Source organism: Niveispirillum sp. KHB5.9, assembly GCF_048066115.1.
Lineage (GTDB): Bacteria > Pseudomonadota > Alphaproteobacteria > Azospirillales > Azospirillaceae > Niveispirillum.
The window spans coordinates 28,210-47,594 of the sequence record NZ_JBLTYX010000012.1 but is presented as its reverse complement, the minus strand read 5'-3'; the positions used below and the strand labels follow the sequence as shown (position 1 = coordinate 47,594).

At 66.4% G+C, this 19,385-nt stretch carries 16 protein-coding genes; 3 read left to right on the top strand and 13 right to left on the bottom strand.

What is annotated here, in order from left to right:
• Position 1: 1 nt before the first annotated feature.
• From ACM9HJ_RS18950 to ACM9HJ_RS18905, 10 genes are all read right to left on the bottom strand, one after another.
• Positions 2-439, bottom strand: a complete 438-nt coding sequence (locus ACM9HJ_RS18950; RefSeq protein WP_416573326.1) for a cell wall hydrolase — start codon at positions 437-439, stop codon at positions 2-4.
• A gap of 14 nt (positions 440-453) precedes the next feature.
• Positions 454-1,938, bottom strand: coding sequence for a phage terminase large subunit (gene terL, locus ACM9HJ_RS18945; RefSeq protein ID WP_416573325.1), 1,485 nt, complete (start codon positions 1,936-1,938; stop codon positions 454-456).
• The gene (locus tag ACM9HJ_RS18940) at positions 1,938-4,304 is read right to left on the bottom strand and encodes a glycosyl hydrolase family 28-related protein (RefSeq protein ID WP_416573324.1); all 2,367 of its coding nucleotides are present in this window, start codon (positions 4,302-4,304) and stop codon (positions 1,938-1,940) included. The genes terL and ACM9HJ_RS18940 overlap by 1 nt, the downstream gene beginning before the upstream one ends.
• Positions 4,305-4,434: 130 nt before the next feature.
• Positions 4,435-4,992 carry a hypothetical protein gene (locus tag ACM9HJ_RS18935; RefSeq protein ID WP_416573323.1) on the bottom strand — a complete coding sequence of 186 codons (558 nt, stop codon included), beginning with the start codon at positions 4,990-4,992 and terminating at the stop codon, positions 4,435-4,437.
• Positions 4,992-6,887 (bottom strand): hypothetical protein, encoded by a 1,896-nt coding sequence (locus tag ACM9HJ_RS18930; protein ID WP_416573322.1) that lies wholly within the window; start codon positions 6,885-6,887, stop codon positions 4,992-4,994. Before ACM9HJ_RS18930 ends, ACM9HJ_RS18935 begins: the two co-directional genes overlap by 1 nt.
• Positions 6,884-7,456, bottom strand: coding sequence for a hypothetical protein (locus ACM9HJ_RS18925; protein WP_416573321.1), 573 nt, complete (start codon positions 7,454-7,456; stop codon positions 6,884-6,886). Before ACM9HJ_RS18925 ends, ACM9HJ_RS18930 begins: the two co-directional genes overlap by 4 nt.
• 374 nt (positions 7,457-7,830) lie before the next feature.
• Positions 7,831-8,100 (bottom strand): hypothetical protein, encoded by a 270-nt coding sequence (locus ACM9HJ_RS18920; RefSeq protein WP_416573320.1) that lies wholly within the window; start codon positions 8,098-8,100, stop codon positions 7,831-7,833.
• 5 nt (positions 8,101-8,105) lie between these two features.
• Positions 8,106-8,924: a phage capsid protein gene (locus tag ACM9HJ_RS18915; RefSeq protein WP_416573319.1), complete on the bottom strand. Its 819-nt coding sequence runs from the start codon at positions 8,922-8,924 to the stop codon at positions 8,106-8,108.
• A 313-nt stretch (positions 8,925-9,237) separates the two neighbouring features.
• On the bottom strand, positions 9,238-10,614 hold the full coding sequence (locus ACM9HJ_RS18910) for a sensor histidine kinase (protein ID WP_416573318.1): 1,377 nt from the start codon (positions 10,612-10,614) through the stop codon (positions 9,238-9,240).
• Positions 10,601-11,284 (bottom strand): winged helix-turn-helix domain-containing protein, encoded by a 684-nt coding sequence (locus ACM9HJ_RS18905; protein WP_416573317.1) that lies wholly within the window; start codon positions 11,282-11,284, stop codon positions 10,601-10,603. Before ACM9HJ_RS18905 ends, ACM9HJ_RS18910 begins: the two co-directional genes overlap by 14 nt.
• 578 nt (positions 11,285-11,862) lie before the next feature.
• Between ACM9HJ_RS18905 and ACM9HJ_RS18900 the strand changes: the two genes are divergently transcribed.
• Positions 11,863-13,335 carry a Do family serine endopeptidase gene (locus ACM9HJ_RS18900; protein ID WP_416573316.1) on the top strand — a complete coding sequence of 491 codons (1,473 nt, stop codon included), beginning with the start codon at positions 11,863-11,865 and terminating at the stop codon, positions 13,333-13,335.
• 443 nt (positions 13,336-13,778) lie between these two features.
• On the opposite strand, the gene ACM9HJ_RS18895 is transcribed toward ACM9HJ_RS18900, so the two are convergent.
• The 3 genes from ACM9HJ_RS18895 to rho all read right to left on the bottom strand — a co-directional run bounded on the left by ACM9HJ_RS18895 (position 13,779) and on the right by rho (position 17,558).
• A complete protein-coding gene (locus tag ACM9HJ_RS18895; RefSeq protein WP_416573315.1) occupies positions 13,779-15,596 on the bottom strand; it encodes a M3 family oligoendopeptidase in 1,818 nt (605 codons plus the stop codon).
• Positions 15,597-15,684: 88 nt separating this feature from the next.
• Positions 15,685-15,894, bottom strand: a complete 210-nt coding sequence (locus ACM9HJ_RS18890) for a hypothetical protein (protein WP_416573314.1) — start codon at positions 15,892-15,894, stop codon at positions 15,685-15,687.
• A gap of 395 nt (positions 15,895-16,289) precedes the next feature.
• A complete protein-coding gene (rho, locus tag ACM9HJ_RS18885) occupies positions 16,290-17,558 on the bottom strand; it encodes a transcription termination factor Rho (RefSeq protein WP_054168533.1) in 1,269 nt (422 codons plus the stop codon).
• 663 nt (positions 17,559-18,221) lie between these two features.
• Here rho and ACM9HJ_RS18880 point away from each other — a divergent pair.
• Positions 18,222-18,842 (top strand): response regulator, encoded by a 621-nt coding sequence (locus ACM9HJ_RS18880; RefSeq protein WP_416573313.1) that lies wholly within the window; start codon positions 18,222-18,224, stop codon positions 18,840-18,842.
• Positions 18,832-19,347, top strand: coding sequence for a hypothetical protein (locus tag ACM9HJ_RS18875; protein ID WP_416573312.1), 516 nt, complete (start codon positions 18,832-18,834; stop codon positions 19,345-19,347). Before ACM9HJ_RS18880 ends, ACM9HJ_RS18875 begins: the two co-directional genes overlap by 11 nt.
• Positions 19,348-19,385 lie beyond the last annotated feature (38 nt).

Genomic DNA, 19,385 nt, shown 5'->3' with positions numbered 1-19,385 from the left:
ATCAGGTCCGGTAGAAACTGAACCCCGCCAGCAACGCCACGGGCGTGCGGCTGGCGGCCCAGTCGGGCAGGGCCGCCCCTTCGTCCAGGAAACGATCGGCACCGGCCACGATCCGGTCCGGCCCCGCCACGGCGCGGCGCGCCACACGCAAGGCGGCGGCGAACCCCGCGTCGCCGGCTTCCACCGCCAGCATCGGGCCGTGGCGCGGGTCGGCCGGGTCCCAGGCGGCGAACAGGGCGGGATCGCGCGCTACCGACAGCAGCGACCGGCCCGGCGACCGGTGGCGGGCATTCACCGCCATGGCGGCCAGCGCCTCCATCGCGCGCACACCGCGATCATGGCCATGCGCCCAGATGGCGCGGGCCAGCGCGTCCAGTCCGGCATCGGGCGGCAAGGTCGCGGGGCGGTCGGGTTCGGGGACCAGTATTGGGCGGGTCATCAGTCATTCTCCATTCATGTCAGGGGATCGAAATCGGTCTGGGCCATCACCGGGCCGGCGCGGGTGGTGTGGTCGGGGCGCTGGCGCGCGCAGGCCGCAATGGCGCCGGCCAGGGCATCCAGCCCATCATCATGGCCCCGCCCGCGCGGCCGCCATTCCCGCATCTCCCGGCCCAGAGGACCGGCCACGACGCTGTCATGGGCGTAAAGCAGGCTGGCATGCAGGGGGGCGTCGATAGCACCCAGGATGCGGTCCACCTTGGGCCGGGTTGATCGTTCTTCGATCACCGAGACGCCGGATAGGCCCCGTTCCTTCAGGACCTTGCGCAGGGTTTCGGGCAGGAAGGCGCCGACGCCGTTGACCTCCAGATGGAGGATACCCACGCCCGTCTCTGCCACCATAATGGCCAGTTCCCGGCACTGCGCCTCTCCCGCCGCCAGTTCCGACCCTTTCGGCACGGTCAGGTACAGGGCGCGGTGGATGAAGAAGCGGCCTTCCCCATCCTCCCCCAGCAGCACCGCCACCGACCCGTCCCCGGCCCGGCGCCGCTTCTTGTCGCGCAGGCCAAGCGCCGGGTCCCACCAGACGCGCAAGGTCCGCAGCCGGTGGGGACCCAGGCGGAAGTCGGGCTTTGCCAGTTTCGGCCGTTCCAGCGCCCAGTCATAGGCAACCAGCTTGTCGGCATCCAGGCGCCCATCCTCCAGCGACACCGGCGTCAGCAGCATCTGGCTGATGAACTTGTTGACCGGGCTGCGCCGGCGGATGCGCTCGATCGCCTCCAGGGAAAACCGCTCGGGCCAGGCGCTGCTGCCATCGGGCTGATAGACCGGCTTTTCCAGCCGTTCGAACCCGTCCAGGAGGGGCGCCTCCTCCCCCTCCTCCACACAGGCGCGCAGGCTGTAAATCGACTGGAAACTGTGCGGCGTGCCGATATAGAGCTGTGTGCCGCCGGGGGAGAGGACATAGGCGATTTCCGCCAGACGCTCGCGCAGTTCCGACCGTTTCTCCGCCGTGTCGCAGGTATTGGGCACCTCGACATCGTCGCAGACGACGATATCGGCATGGCTGCCGGTGACGTTGGCGGTGATGCCCTTGGCCTGCATCGACGGATCGCGCCCCACCTTGTCGCGGGCAATGGCGAATTCCTCCGCCCCCCACAGTTCCGGCTTGGCGGGCTTCATGCCCAGGCAGAGCGGATGACGCTCCACGATGCGCTTGACCGTGCGCACCATCTTCTTGGCCAGATGGTTGTCGGCCGCCAGCACCATGACCCGCCGGTTGGCATCCAGATACAGCAGCCAGGCGCAGAACAGCCCGACCAGGGTGGATTTGCCGCTGTCGCGGAAGGCCAGCAGCAGCAGTTCCTTCGACCCCGCCCGCCAGCGCGCCTCCAGCCAGTCGGCCATATCCCTATGCAGGGCCGGCGTCGCCATCCCCTGTTCGGTGTTCCAGCGTTCCAGGAAGGCGATGAAGCCTTCCTTGTCATCGTCAACCACCATCAGGTGCGCCCGATAATGTGCCAGGCAGCGCCGTTGGACAGCAGGATCAACCCGTCGAACTGCGCGGCCAGCGCCTTGGGCCCACCATCGGGGCCGCCGCTGCCGTCACCGCTGGTCACATTGACGGCATTGGTGGACGGATCGGTCTTCTTCACCGACAGGCGCGTGCCGCTATTGGCAGCTGACGGGGCCGGCAGGCGCAGTTCCACCGGGCCGGCGAAGGATGAGACCAGATAATGCTCCGCCCCCAGGTCGGGCTGGAACAGGCCCGCCGCCTCGTGGAAATGGATGGTGGCCGGCGGGCGGCTGGATGCGGTCACCCACCAGCCCGACCCGTTGGAGAACACCGTCACCTGTTCATGCTGCTTGGCCAGCTGCCAGACACGGCCATCGGGGCCGGTGCCCGTGGCCGCCGTCACGGTGACCATGCCGTCGGAAGGATCGGATTTCTTGATGGTGACGCGCCGTCCCACGGCCTGGGTGGCGGACGGGCTGGGCAATCGCACCTCCACGGCCCCGTCCCCGCCGCTGACCAGATAGAGGTCCTTCATCAGGTCGGGTTCAAACAGCCCGCCCGCGTCCCGGAATTCGGCATTGCGCGGCTGGCCGGTGCGCGCCGTCACCCACCAGCCGGCGCCGTTGGACACGACACTCAGATGGTCGTAGCGCGAGGACAGGATCACCGGCCGGCCGTCCGGCCCCGGCCCGCCCAGTTCGGTGACGGTGACCGGGTGGGCGGAGCTGTCGGTCTTCTTCACCGTCAGCATGCGGCCATTGGCCGTGTCGGCCTTGGGCAGGCGGAATTCCACCGCCCCACCGAAGGCCGAGACCAGATGCGTGGTCGATGTCAGGTCGGCATCGACCATCCCGCCGTCGACTGGTTCGACATAGTTGGTATCGACGCTGAAACCTTCGACCCGCAGGTCGGTGACATGGGTTTCCTTCAGCAGGTTGCGCAGCGGATATCCCGCGTTGATGGTGGTATAGGCGCGGGCGGCAGAGGTGTCCCAGATCGGCTGGCCGCCCGTGGCGCTGAACAGGTTGACGATGCTGGTATTCTGGCTGCCATTGTCGATGCGGATGCCGGGCAGCGCACCCAGGCTCTCAGCATAGAAATTGACGATCAGGTTCTGGTCAGTCGCCGCCCCCAGCCGCAGACAGGCCTGGCCGCCCGGATGCAGGTTGGCCTCGCAATCGGTGAAGCTGTTGTTGAAGCGCCCGGCGGAGATGAAGAAGCCGCAGCCGCTGAGCGGGGCCGACAGGCTGTAGACGCGGACATCCTGGAACTTGTTGGCATTGGGCGTGTCGCCATCGCCCTCCACCGTCAGCAGCACGCCATGCGCCGCGGGACGGGCCACCAGCACGCGGGCGATGTGGTTCCAGTAGCAGGGGCGGTTGGTGTCGTCATAGCCATCCAGGACGATGCCGTTGACCGCATCCCAGATGGACAGGTTCTCCACGACATTCTTCACCGACGGCCCGTCGCGGCCATAGAGCTTCACGCCGGAGGCACCGCCGACGATGCGCAGGTCGCGCAGCGTGGCGTAGCCATCCACCAGTTCCACGGCGTTGAAAGCGCTGGGGTAGGTGGGCAGGTTCACGGGGTCGTAGGCGTCGGCGCGGGCCTGGATGACCGAACCCTCCCCCTCCCCATACAGGGTCTGGCCATAGCCCAGCGTGATGGGGGCCGAGGTGCGGTAGGTCCCGGCGGGCAGGAACACGGAGCGATGGGCGGCCAAGGCGGCCAGGATGGCGGCGGTATCGTCCGTCACCCCGTCCCCCACGGCACCGAAATCGCGCACTGTCACCAGATCGCGCAGCTTGTCCGCCACGGCACGGGTGACGGCACCGGCCCCGTGCGCGGCGACGGTGCCGGATGCGGGCAGGCTTTCCAGGGCCAGGGCCATGGGATTGCCCGCCGCATCGAAGCCCAGCGCCGCCCCTGCCCGCACCGCCCGGTCGGGCAGCAGACCCGACGCCGGCAGGTCGGTGGCCGAGGCCCGCAACATGCGGGCCTGGTCGGCGGCCAGCTGCTGCACCATGGCTGTCAGGCGGTTCAGCTGTTCATTCAGGCTCTTCGCCGCCAGCGGCCCGCTTTCCAGGAAATCCGCCTGCCTGTCCAGCGCCACGCGGCGTTCGATGGTGACGATGGTGCGGGCGGGCGGGGCGGTATCGAGTTGCACCGCCCCGCCCGCCGGATCGCCCAGCCCCTCCAGCGCATAACCGCTGGTCCAGGGGGCGGCATCCAGATGCAGCGACAGGTCGGACGGGCTGTAGATGGGAAAGGCGAAGGCGAAACGGCTGGCCACCCCATCGGCAACGAATTGCGCGCGGGGACTGGCCGCCGGGATGGGGGCGGTGGGCATGGGGGCCTCGTGGTGAATTGGTGAGGAGCCGTAGGTCAGGTCGAGGCGTCAGCCGAGCCCTGACAAGCGACGGTGCCGATGAATGTCAGGGCTCGCTTCGCTCGACCTGACCTACGGGAGGGGGCTGCTTTCACAAACCCCGCGCCAGCCGCTCCAGGCGCTGGCGTTCCTGCTGGCGGGTCAGGTCCAGCAGGTTGCGGCGTTTCAGGGCGGCTTCCTCGTCGGACAGGCCGGCCAGCTTCAAGGCGTCCAGCCGGGCCGCGTCCTGGCGGTCCTGTTCCGCCGCACGTTCCCGGCCCAACAGCACCGCCTCTCCGGAACCGTCGGCGGAACCGATGCCCTGGGCGCCCAGTTGGGCGCGGATCGACCCCGTCTCATTGCGCAGGGCGCGGCGGCGGTTGCGGTCGGTGATCTCGCCTTCGGCCTGGATGCGGTCGGCGGTGCGGGCGTTGCGCTGGCGCAGGTCGTCCAGGTCGGCCGTCTGACGCGCGGCAAGGTCGGCGCTGTCGGCCGCCTGTTCGGCGTCAAGAACCTCGCGCTCGCGTTTCTTGCGGCGGGAGCTGGTGATGCCCAGCAGATCCTCGGCCCGGCGACGATCTCTGTTGATGCCGGCCAAGCCGCCGATCAGGCTGGCGCCGGGGGCCGAGGCGCTGAGCAGGGTCAGCGCCGGGGTGGTGATGCCGCCCATTATTCGTTCACCTTCATCTCATGGGTTACGGACAGCAGCGTGAAGGGCAGCGGCCGTTCCTCCGCGATGCGCCAGGGCGGACCGGCGCGGCTGGCGGCCCAGCCCAGGCTGGTCAGCCGCCGGTCGCCGGTGAAGGCGGGGGCGGGATCGTCGGCCAGCGCGGGGCCGGCGGCGCGCCGAAGCGGCACGTCCACCGGCCCCTGCCCCAGGTCGGCGCGCAACGCGGGCGTATCCTTCAGCCGGAAGGTCACCGCCAGCAGGCGCGCACGCCGTCCCTGTCCCTCAGCCGCCAGCAGGTTGGGCGGCATGGGTTCGATGGCATGGGTGTAGGAAAGGCCGGCCTGCACCGTCGTCGCCGGTCGGGCTAGACGGATGCGGCCGGCGGCCACGGGGGCCGTCTGGGTGATGGCGCCATCGGCCAGCACCGCCACCTGCCGCCCATCCAGATGATCCAGGCCGGCCCAGCGGCTGGTGCCGCCCTCGACAGAGCCCGACAGGCCGGCATCGACATGCAGGGCGTCGTCCCAGACCTCCACGCCCGTGCGACCGTCGCGGTCCACCAGCCAGTAGAGATGCCGGCCGACATGGACCACGGACAGGATGCGTCCCGCCGTTTCCAGCCTGGTCCAGGCGCGGATCTGTTCGTTGCGATAGAGCGTCAGCACGGCCAGTGTGCCGTCCGACTGCACGGCCAGCAGCAGGCGGCGGCTTCGGTCATACTCCAGTTCCACAGTGCCCGGCAGGATGGGGCGCGTGGTCAGGGTCAAGTCGGCGGCTGAATAGGATTGTTCCAGATCGGTCCACAGGAAATCGCGGATCGACCCGTCGCCGGCGGCGAACAGGGTGCCGCCATCGATCTCCTGCGGCGGAATATTGCGGTCCGGAACGCTGCCGATGCGGGTCTGGCGGTCCAGGCGGATGGCGGTGGGGGTCAAAGGCTGGCCCGTCACCGCCCATTCCCCGCCGGTGGTGAAGACCTGCAAATGACGGCCGGAATAGACGGCACGGATCGGGTTCACCTCATCCGACAGGATGGCGAATTCGATGGCGCTGTCATCCTCCCCCTCGCCCAGGTCGAAATTGAACAGGTCACCCGATTTCGACAGCCAGAGCCGGTTGGGCAGATCGCGCGACCCGCCCACCACCAGCCGGTCCTGATGAAAGGCCACGGAGGTGGGCCAGCCGCGCTGCGGGCTGAAGGCCGCCTCGTCCCAATCCGGGGTCGGGTTGGTGTGGGGCAGGCTGTCGGCCAGATCGATCTCGGCCTCTGTCGTGGAGCGCACCGCCGCGATGCGGCCCGGCTTGCGATGGATGCGCAAGGGGGCGCCCTCATGGTCGGGCGTGAAGACCGGGGCCGATGCGCGCAGCCGTACCCGGCCGGTGACGCCCGAGGGGGTCAGCGTGATGGCAGGGTCGGCGAAGCGGTAGAAGGGGATGCGCGGCCGCCCCTCCTCCTCCGCGAACACCCAGGGCTCCAGCGTCCATTGGCCGGGTCCGCGCCGGCTGACGCGGCGTGGTTCGACATCGGGATGGCAGACCAGCAGCACGTCGCCGCTCTGCGCCCAGTTCAGGTTGGAAAGCTGGTCCAGGGTCCAGGGCGTGGGCAGCGTTGCCTGCAGTTGGTCATTGCCGAAGACCGACAGCAGCCGGTCGGTCAGCACCAGCAGATGCGTCTGTTCGGTGTTGAAGATGAAGGGGATCAGGCGGCCCGGCCCCGGCACATGCGCGATGAAGCCCGTGCCCGGCCGGCGGGTGATGCCGCCCGTGGGTTCGATCAGCACATTGGTCAGGGTAAGCGCCCCATTCTCGAACGCGGCCAGATCGCCGCGGCCCAGCAGGTCGGGGCTGACGCAGCCGCCGGTGAAACTGGTCTTCACACTTTTCAGGCGGGTCATGACAGGCGGGCCTCGATCAGGGTGAAATCCTCCAGGCCGGGCTGGCTGTCCTGCGACACGTCGGTCAGACGCGCTCGGCGGAACTCGGCCTCCGCCTGCTTCAGCAGGGTTTCGGCGCGGCCCGTGTTCTCCGTCAGCGGCACGCAGAACTCGGCCGCCAGCCGGGCGATCAGGGCCGCGTCGAAGAAGGCGGGAAACGCCCCTTCAGCCACACGGGCCACATAGGTCAGGGTGACATCGGGCGCGTCGGCCAGCAGGCCGGTGCCCTGGATACGGTAGGACAAGCCCCGCCCCCGCCCACCGGTGCCCAGCGACAGTGCCCGCAGGAAATCATCCGGCAGGGCGAAAGCATGGGCGAAGTCGGCGGGCGGGGGTGCTGCCAGCCGCACCAGGGCGGTCTGCTTCGTGGCGAAGCTCCAACCATATGCTGCCAGCAACGCATCACGGGTGGGGGCATAGAGCGCGGCAGCCAGTTCCGCTTCGGCCGTGCCGTCCTGGAAGGAAGTGATCGGGTTGGCCCCGATCTTCAAAAGCGCACGGGCGCACAGCCCGACAGCGGAATAGGCCATGAATCTGCTCCCTTCTCAGAGACGCTAGATGTGGTAAAATTAAAGAACTCAGTAGCTAGGTTTTGGAGATTTTCTATGCCTGGTAGCCGTGAAACCTCTCCTTCGCTGACCCAACTCGCAGCGAAGACTCTGTCTCAATCAACTGCCTCCGCAGACGCCAAGCGATTGGCGGGGTCTGCACTAACTCAGGCGCACAGCCCAAAAGAGCAATCATCAACTGCTCTTGCTAGTTTGGCGGGCAAAGTGCTGGCAGACTCGCGAACAACCGTTACCTCAAAGCAATTGGCGGGAACTGTCTTGAGTCAGTCGAAGCGCAAGTAAGAGGAAGCCACGCAGGACACACCGGAATGCTGCGCCTGTGTGGCTCACCTAACTCAATCCGTATCCGCCGCCCCCACCTGGGTCAGGTCGGCGGTATCGACCGACCCGCCCGCATTGGCGTTGACCAGCAGGATGCCCGCGACGGCCGTGCCGCCGACGCCGGTATTGGCCAGGATCATGTCGCCCAGGCGCAGCATGTGGCTGGCCGCGTTGAAATAACCGGTCGCCCGCACGGCGGTGTGCGCGTCCGGCGTGGTGTAGTGCCAGAGCGTGAAGCCGTTGGCATAGGCAAGGACCGACAGGTCCCGGGACAGATAGGACATGGGCCTCACTCCTTGCAGCGCAGGGTGATGACGCCGGCGGCGTCGATCAGAGCGGCACCCTGGGACATCATGTTGTTGACGAAATGCGCGGCGCGATCGCCGTGCCAGGTGATGTCGCTGGCCACGTCGGACCCGCTGGCATGGCCGACGGCATTCTTGTGGTACCAATGGCAGAGGCGGACATTGCCGGCCCCCAGCGTCAGGCCGGAATGCGGCATCCACAGCGTGCCCAGCCAGCGCTTGGCCTGGGTGCCGCGCCAGGGCAGCTCACCGTCACCGACATATTCGGCGCTGGCGAATTCCTCGATGCCCAGCAGCTGGCTCCATTGCTTCCAGCCGACCACGGCATAGCGCTGGCCGTCATCGGGCACGTCCGCCCCGCCCAGCAGTTCGAACGCCGCCAGCACCTTGTCGCGGGTCAGGCCGTCCGTGTCGGCACCGGCATAGGTAGTGGCCGTGTCCAGACGGGTGATGATCAGCTCATCCGTCTTGCGGCCCAGCGCGTAGGCGCCGGCATTGGCGATCACCGCGCGCTCGTCGATATTGGTCTTCAGCTCGTCCAGCTTGTCGACCCAGTCGCCGGCATAGTAATCGGCCAGCGCGCATTCGACCGTGCCATGGTCCAGGTTCATCACCGGGACATTGCCATGGCGCGACTTGGTGCTGGCGATGCCCTTGCCGACCTTCTGGAAGACCGTGCTGGCACCCTTCACATTGTTCTTCGACCGCACCGTGGCGCGCAGCTTGGAACCCAGCCGCTGATACGCCTCATGCACCTCGCGTTCGTACTGCTTCACGAACGATTTCTCGATGTCGGTGGACATCCTGGGACCTCATTCCTGTCGTGGGCGCAGCCGTCGCGGTTGCCGGACCCGGGGGTCCGGCCGCATGTCGGGCGGCAATGGGGGATGCCTGAAAAAGCACGGGCCCCGGCCGCCGGCCGTTGGGTATCAACGGTTACCGGCGCCAGGACCCGTGGTCAGGCGATGGGAGGGGACGATGGTGCCAGGCCCGCCGCCGACCTTTCGGTCTGGACGCGGCTATGGCCTTGGCAAGGACAGATATAGGATTATTTTCTGATATCCGTCAAACAAAAAATGACTGAATACAATTATATGAAAGTATTCACATATAATTCTATGCCGGGAACCGCAATTCCACCTTCAACCCCGGCGCCTCCCCATCCTCGCGCGCGTCCGACAGGGCCAGGTCGGCGCCGTGCAGCCGCGCAACCGCCGCGACCAGCGACAGGCCCAGCCCATGGCCCGGCGTGCCGCGATGCGCCTCCAGCCGGACGAACCGTTCCAGCACCTTGTCGCGTTGATCGACGGGGATGCCCGGCCCCTGGTCGGCCACCGACAGGGCGGGACGGCCACCATCGATCCCCGCCGACACGATGACATGGCCGTGATCGGGGCTGTATTTCACCGCATTCTCGATCAGGTTGCTGACCAGCTGGGCCAGAAGCTGGCGGCTGCCGCTGACGCTGACCGGCTCCGGCGCCGACACATCCATGGACAGGCCGCGTTCCTCCGCCAGCGGCGCGTAAAGCTCCGCCACCTCCGCCGCCAATGCTGCCAGATCCACCGGTTCGAAATCGGTACGCGCCCGGCCGGTTTCCGCCGCCGCGATGGTCAGAATGGCGTTGAAAACGCCCAGCAGCCGGTCGATATCGGCGATGGCCTGTTCCAGGGTGGCGAACTGCGCATCCGACAGGCTCTCATCCCGCTGCGCCAGCTCCAGCCTTGCACGCAGGCGCGACAAGGGTGTGCGCAGGTCGTGGGCGACATTGTCGGTGACCTGCCGCATGCCCAGCATCAGCCGGCCGATCTCGTCCAGCATGCGGTTCAGCTTCATCACCAGCCGGTCGATCTCGTCGCCCGACCCGGTCACCTGCATCCGATCAGCGAAGGCGCCGGCGGTGATGCGGTCGATGGTGCGGTTGATGCTCTCGATCCGTTCCGCCACCCGCCGGCTCATATAGACAGCACCCAGCATGCCCACGGCCAGCGCCAGCGACACGGCCCAAATCAGGCCGGTCAGCAATTGCCCGCGCAGCAGGTAGCGGTCGGTCATGTCGTGCCCGACCAGCAGCCAGCCGATGCCCTCGATCGGCAGGATGATGGCCACGGCTTGGCGCTTGCGACCCGGTTCCTTGCGGCTCTTGATGTCGAATTCCACCCATCCCGGCCCCGGATCGCCCGACGGCCAGTTGGCCAGGTTGCCGGCGATGATGTCATGGGCGGGCGTGGTCAGGGCATAGATCATGTCGGTGCGCCCGTCGCCCGCCCGTTCCGACACGATGCGCAGCAGGCCCATGCGGCCCCGGTCGTTCAGCGCGTCGGTCAGCTCGCTCACCTCCCGCAGCACGGTTTCCTCCGTGTGGCGGTTGATGAAGCCGGCAGTGAACCAATAGACCACCCCCAGCACCACCATGACCGAGAGCGTGAACAGCGCCAGATGGAAGGCGGCCAGCCGGAAGCTGGTGGTGCGCAGGAAGTTAAGCCGGCTCACGGATCACGTACCCCGCCCCGCGGACGGTATGGATCAGGGCCGCCGGATGATCCTTGTCGATCTTCTGGCGCAGCCGGGCGATATGCACGTCGATGACATTGGTCTGCGGATCGAAATGATAGTCCCAGACATTTTCCAGCAGCATGGTACGCGTCACCACATTGCCGGCATTGCGGATCAGGTACTCCAGCAACTGGAACTCGCGCGGCAGCAGGTCGACCGGCTTGCCGGCGCGCTTCACCGTGCGGGCCAGCAAATCCATCTCAAGATCGGCGATCTGAAGCTTGGTGACGGGGGCGGACCCGCCGCCCTTCGACCGGCGCTGCATCACCTCCAGCCGTGCCAGCAGTTCGGCAAAGGCGAACGGCTTGGTCAGGTAATCATCGGCCCCGGCGCGCAGCCCCTTGACCCGATCATCGACGCTGCCCAGCGCCGACAGGACCAGGGCCGGCGTGTCATTGCCCGTGGTGCGCAGCACCTCCAGCAGCGATAGCCCGTCGCGGCCGGGCAGCATGCGGTCCACGACCAGCGTGTCATAGGGTTCGGACGCCGCCAGGAACAGCCCGTCGCGGCCATTGTCGGCATGATCGACCACATGGCCGGCCTCTTTCAGGCCCTTGACCAGATAATCGGCGGTGGCACGGTCGTCTTCGATGACAAGGATCTTCATGATGGGCGCATCCTAAACCCGGACGGGTTCGCTTGGAAATACCGGCTCAACGAATTGGGGCAGCGGTGCGAACCGCTGCAGGCCGGCGACCGCCGGCCCGGGACCGCGTGGTCGTGTAAGCCAAGCCGACGGATGTCGGCGCCCGGCGCCTGAGGGGACAAAAAAGATATGGCCGGGCGGTGGGGGCCGCCCGGCCACAGGGGACGAGAGAGACTTACGATGTACGAACTGTCGCAGGTGAGGCGGCGGCGGGGACCGGAGAGTGGGGAAGCGGTCCCCGCCGACCTCACTAATGGACCGAGGGGGCGGGGGGGTGTGGGGCTCAGGTGCCCCGTCGATTCATGTCTGCACCCTAATCCAGGCCCGCTGACAGGTACCTTACGGGAAGATGAACAAAGTTTCATGTGACGGCGCTTGAAAGCGGACCGATCCGAACCCACCCTCGATCCCGGATCGGATGACAGAATTTTCATCCGCCTGTCAGCCGCCTGTCGGCAGACCCCTGGCAGGCTGCAACCATCAACAGCGCCGCCGGATATGAACGAGCGGTGCTGAGGTAGAGAAAAAGAATGGAGACCATGATGTCGCTTCCCACCACCCGGGCCTTCCGCCGCAACCTGGCCATGGCCCTGCTTGCCGGTACCGCCCTGCTGGGTCCTGCGACCATCGAGACCGCCCGCGCCGCGCCCGCAGAGGTGCTGGCCGCCGGCGGCGTGGCTGATCTGGTGGAGCGGGTGTCGCCCGCCGTGGTGACCATCACCGCCGCCCAGACCGCACCCGCCCGCACCAATGCCCGCAATCTGCCGCCGGAGTTCGAGGAATTCCTGCGCCGCTTCGGCATGCCGGGCCTGCCGGGCCAGGGCGGCCGCGGTGAGGGCCGTGGGGCGCCTGTGGCCCGCGCGCTGGGTTCCGGCTTCGTGTTCGACAGCACCGGTTATGTGGTGACCAACCGCCATGTCATCGCCGATGCCGATCAGGTGACGGTGGCCTTCAGCGACGGGACGGAGCGCGAGGCCGAGGTGATCGGCGAGGATGAGCGCACCGATCTGGCTGTGCTGAAGGTCAAAACCGACAAGCCCCTGCCCGCCTTGAAATTCGCCGACAGCGACAAGGTGCGCGTGGGCGATGTGGCGGTGGCCGTGGGCAACCCGTTCGGCCTGGGTGGCACGGTGACCGCCGGCATCGTGTCGGCCCGGTCACGCGATATCGGCTCTGGCCCCTATGACGACTATATCCAGCTGGATGCCTCGATCAATTCCGGCAATTCCGGCGGCCCGACCTTCAACATGGCCGGCGACGTGATCGGCATCAACACCGCCATCTTCACCCCCAATGGCGGGTCGGTGGGCATCGGCTTCGCCATCCCGTCCAACCTGGCCAAGCCGGTGGTCGAGGCACTGAAGCGCGACGGCAAGGTGGAGCGCGGCTGGCTGGGCGTGAATTTGCAGGGTGTCACCAAGGAACTGGCCGATGGGCTGGGGCTGGCCAAGGAGGGCGGTGCCCTGATCGCCGCCGTGGAACCCAAGAGCCCGGCGGAAAAGGCCGGCTTGAAGCCGGGTGACGTCGTGCTGTCGGCCGGCGGCAAGCCGGTCAAGGATACCCGCGATCTGGCCCGCCATGTCGGTCAGGTGAAGCCGGGTGCCAAACTGGATCTGGCCGTCTGGCGCGACGGCAAGGAAAAGACAATCCCCGTGACGGTCGAACAGGCCCCCGGCCAGCCGCAGCAGCGCCTGGCCAAGGCCGAAGCCCAGAAGCAGGATGGCGAGGAAGTCGCCGGCCTGAAACTGTCCGGCCTGACCGACCAGTGGCGCCAGCGCCTGCGCCTGCCCACCGATGCCAGCGGCGTGGTCGTGCTGGATGTGGGCGATGGGGTGGAAGGTCTGCGCCCCGGCGACCTGATCACCTCCGTCAACAATGCCCCGGTGGCCCAGCCGGCCGACGTGGCGACGCAGGTGAAAGCGGCCACCAAGGCGGGCCGCAAGAACGCGCTGGTCCAGGTCCGCCGCGGCGAGACGACGGCCTTCCTGACCATCCCGGTGGATGCCGGCTGACGGCATCGGACGGGTTGAGCGCGAAAAGGGGGGAAGCGGTCGCCCGCTTCCCCCCTTTTTTTGACTTTCGTCCTCGCCCGCACGGCGAGACCTCAGGGAAACTCTCGGGCACCCTCGTGACAGCTCCCTTCTACCGTCATCCTCGCGAAAGCGGGGATCCAGCATGAGCGGCGTCTGCCGTGATATGACTCATACCGTCGGCATAAATGATTGCCCTTTGGTCAATCATTTATGCCCCTCAGTCGCCGGCGCCACATCCGTGGGCTTGGCTACGCGGCACGTGCCGCGCGGCGGCAGTCGCCGCCGTACCAATTCCCGATGAGTCCAAATCATCGGGAATTGGTATCATACCGGCGCTGACCGCGCCTCACGCTGGATTCCCGCGTGCGCGGGAATGACGGTTGAAATCACCGAACCCAAGTAACCCAAACTCAGCCGAACCTTCACAGCCCCTCCAGCTCCGTGATGAAGCTGTCCAGCAGGCCCAGGCCCTTGTTCCAGAAGGACGGGTCCTTCAGGTCCAGGCCGAACGGGGCCAGCAGGTCGCCATGGTGCAGGGTGCCGGCGGCCGACAGCATTTCCATGTATTTGTCGGCGAACTCCGCGCCCTGGCCCTTGGCCGCCGCCTCCTGGTACGCCGCATACAGGCTGTTCACCAGGCAATCCCCGAAGGCATAGGCGTAGACATAGAAGGGCGAATGCACGAAATGCCCGATATAGGTCCAGTAGGGGCGATAGCTGTCCTCCCACCGGAAGGCCGGGCCCAGGCTTTCCGTCTGCACCTCCATCCAGATATCGGCGATGCGCTCGGCCGACAGCTCGCCCTCACGCCGCTCCGTGTGCAGCTTGCGCTCGAACTGGTAGAAGGCGATCTGGCGGATGACGGTGTTGATCATGTCCTCCACCTTGCCGGCCAGCAGCGCCTTGCGCTTCTTCGGGTCGGTGGTGGCGTCCAGCAGGCTGCGGAAGGTTAGCATCTCCCCGAACACCGAGGCGGTTTCAGCCAGCGTCAGCGGGGTCGAGGCCTGCAAATGCCCCTGGGCGCGGCACAGATACTGATGCACGCCATGGCCCAGCTCATGCGCGAGCGTCATCACGTCGCGCGTGCGGCCCATATAGTTGACCAGCAGGTAAGGATGGGCCGACGGCACCACCGGATGGGCGAAGGCGCCGGGGTTCTTGCCGGGCCGCGGCGGTACGTCGATCCACGGCTTGTCGAAGAATTCCTGGCCGATCTCCGCCATGCGCGGGCTGAACCGGGCATAGGCGTCGGCCACGATGCGCTTGGCGTCGGTCCAGGGGATCTTGCGGTCGTCATCGCCGGGCAGCGGCGCGTTGCGGTCCCAGTAATCCAGCTTGTCCTGCCCGAACCATTTGGCCTTCAGGCTGTAATAGCGGTGGGCCAGGCGCGGATAGGCTGACCGGACCGACGACAGCAGCGCATCCACCACTTCATCCTCCACCTGGTTGGCCAGGTTGCGGGACGACCAGGGGTTGGCATAGTTGCGCCAGCGATCCTCGATCTCCTTGTCCTTGATCAGGGTGTTGGTGATATGGGCGAAGGTGCGCTGGTTCTTGCCCAGCACCTCGCCCAACACCTGGGCGGCTTCCTTGCGCAAGGATTGGTCGGTGGAGGACAGCAGGTTCAGCGCCTGGGCCGACGTCAACTCCTCCCCCCGCACAGTGAAGCGCAGTTCCGCCAGATGTTCATCGAACAGGCGGGTCCAGGCGGCGCGGCCGGCCACATGCTTTTCATGAAGCAGCTTCTCCACCTCGTCCGACAGCTGGTGCGGACGGAAGATGCGGGTATCGCGCAGGAAGGGGCCATAGGCGGCCAGATCCGGGTGGGCCAACTTGGCCTCCAGGGCCGCATCCTCCAGCCGGTTGATCTCCAGCGTGAAGAACAGCAGATGCACGGAGATGACCGTCACCCGCTCGCTCATGCCCTGATAGAAGCGGCCGATATTGGGATCGGCCATGTTGGAGGCATAGAGCAGGCCGGCGAAGGACATGATCTTCGACAGCACCTCGTCCAGCATCTCATATTCGGCGATGGCGGCAGCCAGCTCTGCACCGGTCAATCCCGCCAGTTGGCCCTGATAGCGGCCGGCAAAGGCGGCGGCGTCCTTTTCCGCCTTGTCCAGATCGCCCGACAGCACAGGGCTGTCGGGGCCGGCATAAAGGTCGGACAGGTCCCAGGCGGGCAACTCGCCCAGGTCGGCATGGTTCAGGCTGTCGGGCACTTCTAACCCCTCCGGCATTGCAATCTCGGCCGATTGCATATGGCACGCCGGAAGCGGCAGTTCAATCGGACGGGGAAATCACTCCGCCCGGATACCGCGCGAAAGCTCAGGCCGCGGAGAATACCGTGGCCGGTTTGCCGCAATCGTTGCTGGCGATACGGCCGGCAGTCACGCGGACGATGCGCAGCACATCTTCCGGGGCCACACCGTCACGATCCATCAGCAACAGGGCGATGGGGTCGGAGAGCAATTCACCGAGGCTGGCTTCGCCCAGCAGCTCCTCATCAAGGTCGAGGATGAGAGTATTGTTTTCCATTGGCATTTCCTCCTGTCCGGGCCTTGCGGCGGGCATCTGCGGGTCCACGAGGCAACGATCTGATCATGCGCCGGTTCCATGACATTTCAAAGGCACGCATGACCGATTTCCCCGACCCTATCCATTATTGTTGGCCACCGCCGTGACGGCCGTCACCCGGACTATGAAAAGCGCGGAAATCCGCCTGTCTTACGGTCTAATCCTTCTGGCGGAAGGATAAGAAAAAGACCGCCCCGGTTGCCCGGCGGCGGCGCTTTTCACAATGAGAATAATACCTTTATACCAAGCTGTAATGAGTGCAGCTCATTACAGCTTGGTTGGCGCGTTGAGCGCCCGCGGGCACATGCCCGCGTAGCCAAGCCGCCGGATGGCGGCGCCCGGCGCCTGAGGGCGCCTTACTGGTTCATGCTGTCGAAGAAGTCGTTGTTGGTCTTCGACTGCTTCAGCTTGTCGACCAGGAATTCGACCGCGTCCTGCGGGCCCATCGGGTTCAGGATGCGGCGCAGAATCCACATCTTGGCCATCGCACCCTTGTCGACCAGCAGGTCTTCCTTGCGGGTACCGGACTTCTGGATGTCCAGCGCCGGGAAGATGCGCTTGTCGGACAGCTTGCGGTCCAGGACGATTTCGCTGTTACCCGTGCCCTTGAACTCTTCGAAGATCACCTCGTCCATGCGGCTGCCCGTATCGATCAGGGCCGTGGCGATGATGGTCAGCGAGCCGCCTTCCTCGATATTGCGGGCGGCACCGAAGAAGCGCTTGGGGCGCTGCAGGGCGTTGGCGTCCACACCACCGGTCAGCACCTTGCCCGACGAGGGAACCACGGTGTTGTAGGCGCGGCCCAGGCGGGTGATGCTGTCCAGCAGGATGACCACGTCGCGCTTGTGCTCGACCAGGCGCTTGGCCTTCTCCAGCACCATCTCCGTCACCTGCACATGGCGGGTCGCCGGCTCGTCGAAGGTGGACGACACCACCTCGCCGCGCACGGAACGGGCCATGTCAGTCACTTCTTCCGGACGCTCGTCGATCAACAGGACGATCAGATAGACTTCCGGATGATTGGTGGCGATGGAATGGGCGATGTTCTGCAGCATCACCGTCTTACCGGTGCGCGGCGGCGCCACGATCAGGGCGCGCTGGCCCTTGCCCAGCGGGGCAACAAGGTCGATGACGCGGGTGGTCATGTCCTTGCGGCCCTTGCCGGTATTGTCGACCTCGACCTCCAGCTTCAGCCGCTCGTCCGGGTACAGCGGGGTCAGATTGTCGAAGTTAATACGGTGACGCACCTTGTCCGGGTGGTCGAAATTGATGGTGTTGACCTTCAGCAGGGCGAAATACCGCTCGCCATCCTTGGGCGCGCGGATCTGGCCTTCCACCGTGTCGCCGGTGCGCAGGCCGAAGCGCTTCACCTGGCTGGGCGAGATATAGATGTCGTCCGGGCCGGGCAGATAGTTGGCTTCCGGGCTGCGCAGGAAGCCGAACCCGTCGGGCAGCACTTCCAGCACGCCCTCGCCATAGATCGGCACGTCATTGTCGGCCAGCTGCTTGAGGATCGCGAACATCATGTCCTGCTTGCGCAGGGTGCCGGCATTCTCGATCTGCAGCTCTTCGGCAAAGGCGAGCAGCTCGGCGGGGGTCTTGGCCTTGAGTTCCTGGAGATTCATCGGGTTCTGGCTTCGGTCGGCCGGGAGGCCGGTTGCGGGACGGGGGCAGAGCCCCCTGGGATGAAGTGGGGGCAGAGCCCCCTGGGATGAAGTGGGGGCGGAGCCCCTGGGGCGAAAGGGGGGCGGAGCCCCCTGGGATGAAAGGGGGGCGGAGCCCCCTGGGATGAAGCGGGGATGGGTCCCCCTCATGGATGCGCCCCGATTGGGGCGGGATCACGGCCAACTGTTCGGATCGGATGGAATCAGAACGGGGACCGGCAGCACGGGACTTCGCGACGGACTGACCTGGACATTAGAAGATGGGGAAGAAGCGGTGGCAGGACAGATCGGGGAGATCGGTCCCGGCGATGGCCACATGGGAAGCTAAGGTCCGACAAACCCGCTTCCGGTGATTCGCCCCAGCCCACCAAGCAGCAGGCCGGACAAAGCGGAATGCACCAGGGCATCCCGGCGAATGGCATCACCTTTCACCTCCGCGCATGGTTAGCCCAGGCACCATCCCAAGTCAAAGCAAAAGAGAGATACTCCCGATCGGGCCAACGAAATCTGCCAAACGGCATAGGCCCTAGGCCTTCCTTCCGGTGAGTGCTTAAACAGGGGCTATGCGCAATCGCCCGTTGCTGTAATATACTGGCTAGAACCCGATCACATTGGGCAAAAATCATGCGCCTGTTGATTGCCGATGACCATGACCTGCTGCGTGACGCCCTGCGCTCGCATTTCGAGCGGGAAGCCCCCGGCACTTTCGTGCAAGGCGTGGGCACGGTGAGCGAGGCGTTGAAGGTGCTGGACGATGGCCAGCCCTTCGAGATTCTGCTGCTCGACCTGCGGATGCCCGGCATGAACGGCCTGAACGGCCTTGTCCGTCTGCGCGAACGCTATCCCTCGCTGAAGATCGCCCTGATGTCGGGCGAGGCGAAGAACGAGGATATCCGCCTGGCCATGGCCCATGGCGCCGTGGGCTTCCTGCCCAAGACGCTTCCCGGCTCCATCCTGCTGCAAGCCGTGCAGCGCATGGCGGCCGGCGAAGTGTTCATGCCGGAGAACCTGCCCGAAAGCGCCATGGCGACGGACGGCAACGCGCTGAACAGCACCTTCACCCGGCGCGAGCGCGAGGTGCTGGACTTCCTGCTGAAGGGCCAGTCCAACAAGGAAATCGCCCGCGCGCTCGACCTGGAGGAGGTGACGGTGAAGCTGCATATCCGCGGCCTCTGCCGCAAGCTGGGCGCCAAGAACCGTACCCAGGCCGCCATGCGCGCCGTGGAGCTGGGCCTTGCCCGCTGATCCGGCCCCGGTGCCGCCCGCGTTGGACGCCAACGGGCTTCCGCGCGGGTTGCGCCATGACTTGGTCAATGCCCTGAACGCGCTGCTGGGCTTCGCCTCCTTCCTGGAGGAGGACCTGCCCGACGGGCCTCAGCGCGACTTCGCCCGCCGCATCCAGGATGCCGGCCGTCAGGCCATGGTGCTGGCCGAGCGCATTCCGTCCTCCACCCGTACCGCCGCCGTGCATGTGCTGATGGTATCGTCGGCCGCCGACGCCGATCCGGTGATCCTGGAACTGGACGGCTATGGCTGCGAGGTGACGCTGGTTTCCACCCCGGCCCGCGCCGTGCAGGTGCTGCGCAAGGCGCCCGACGCCTGGGACGTGATCCTGGCCGATTTCCCCGGTCCCGTCGAGCATGCCGGCCTGGCCGAGGCGGCGGGTGATATCCGGATCATCCCCCGCCTGGGAGACAGTACCGTGGCCGGTCTGGCCGTGGCCCTGCGTGCGGCCGGCGTCAAACCCTGATCTTTATGACAGGGTGCCCCGAACCGGGATTATGACCT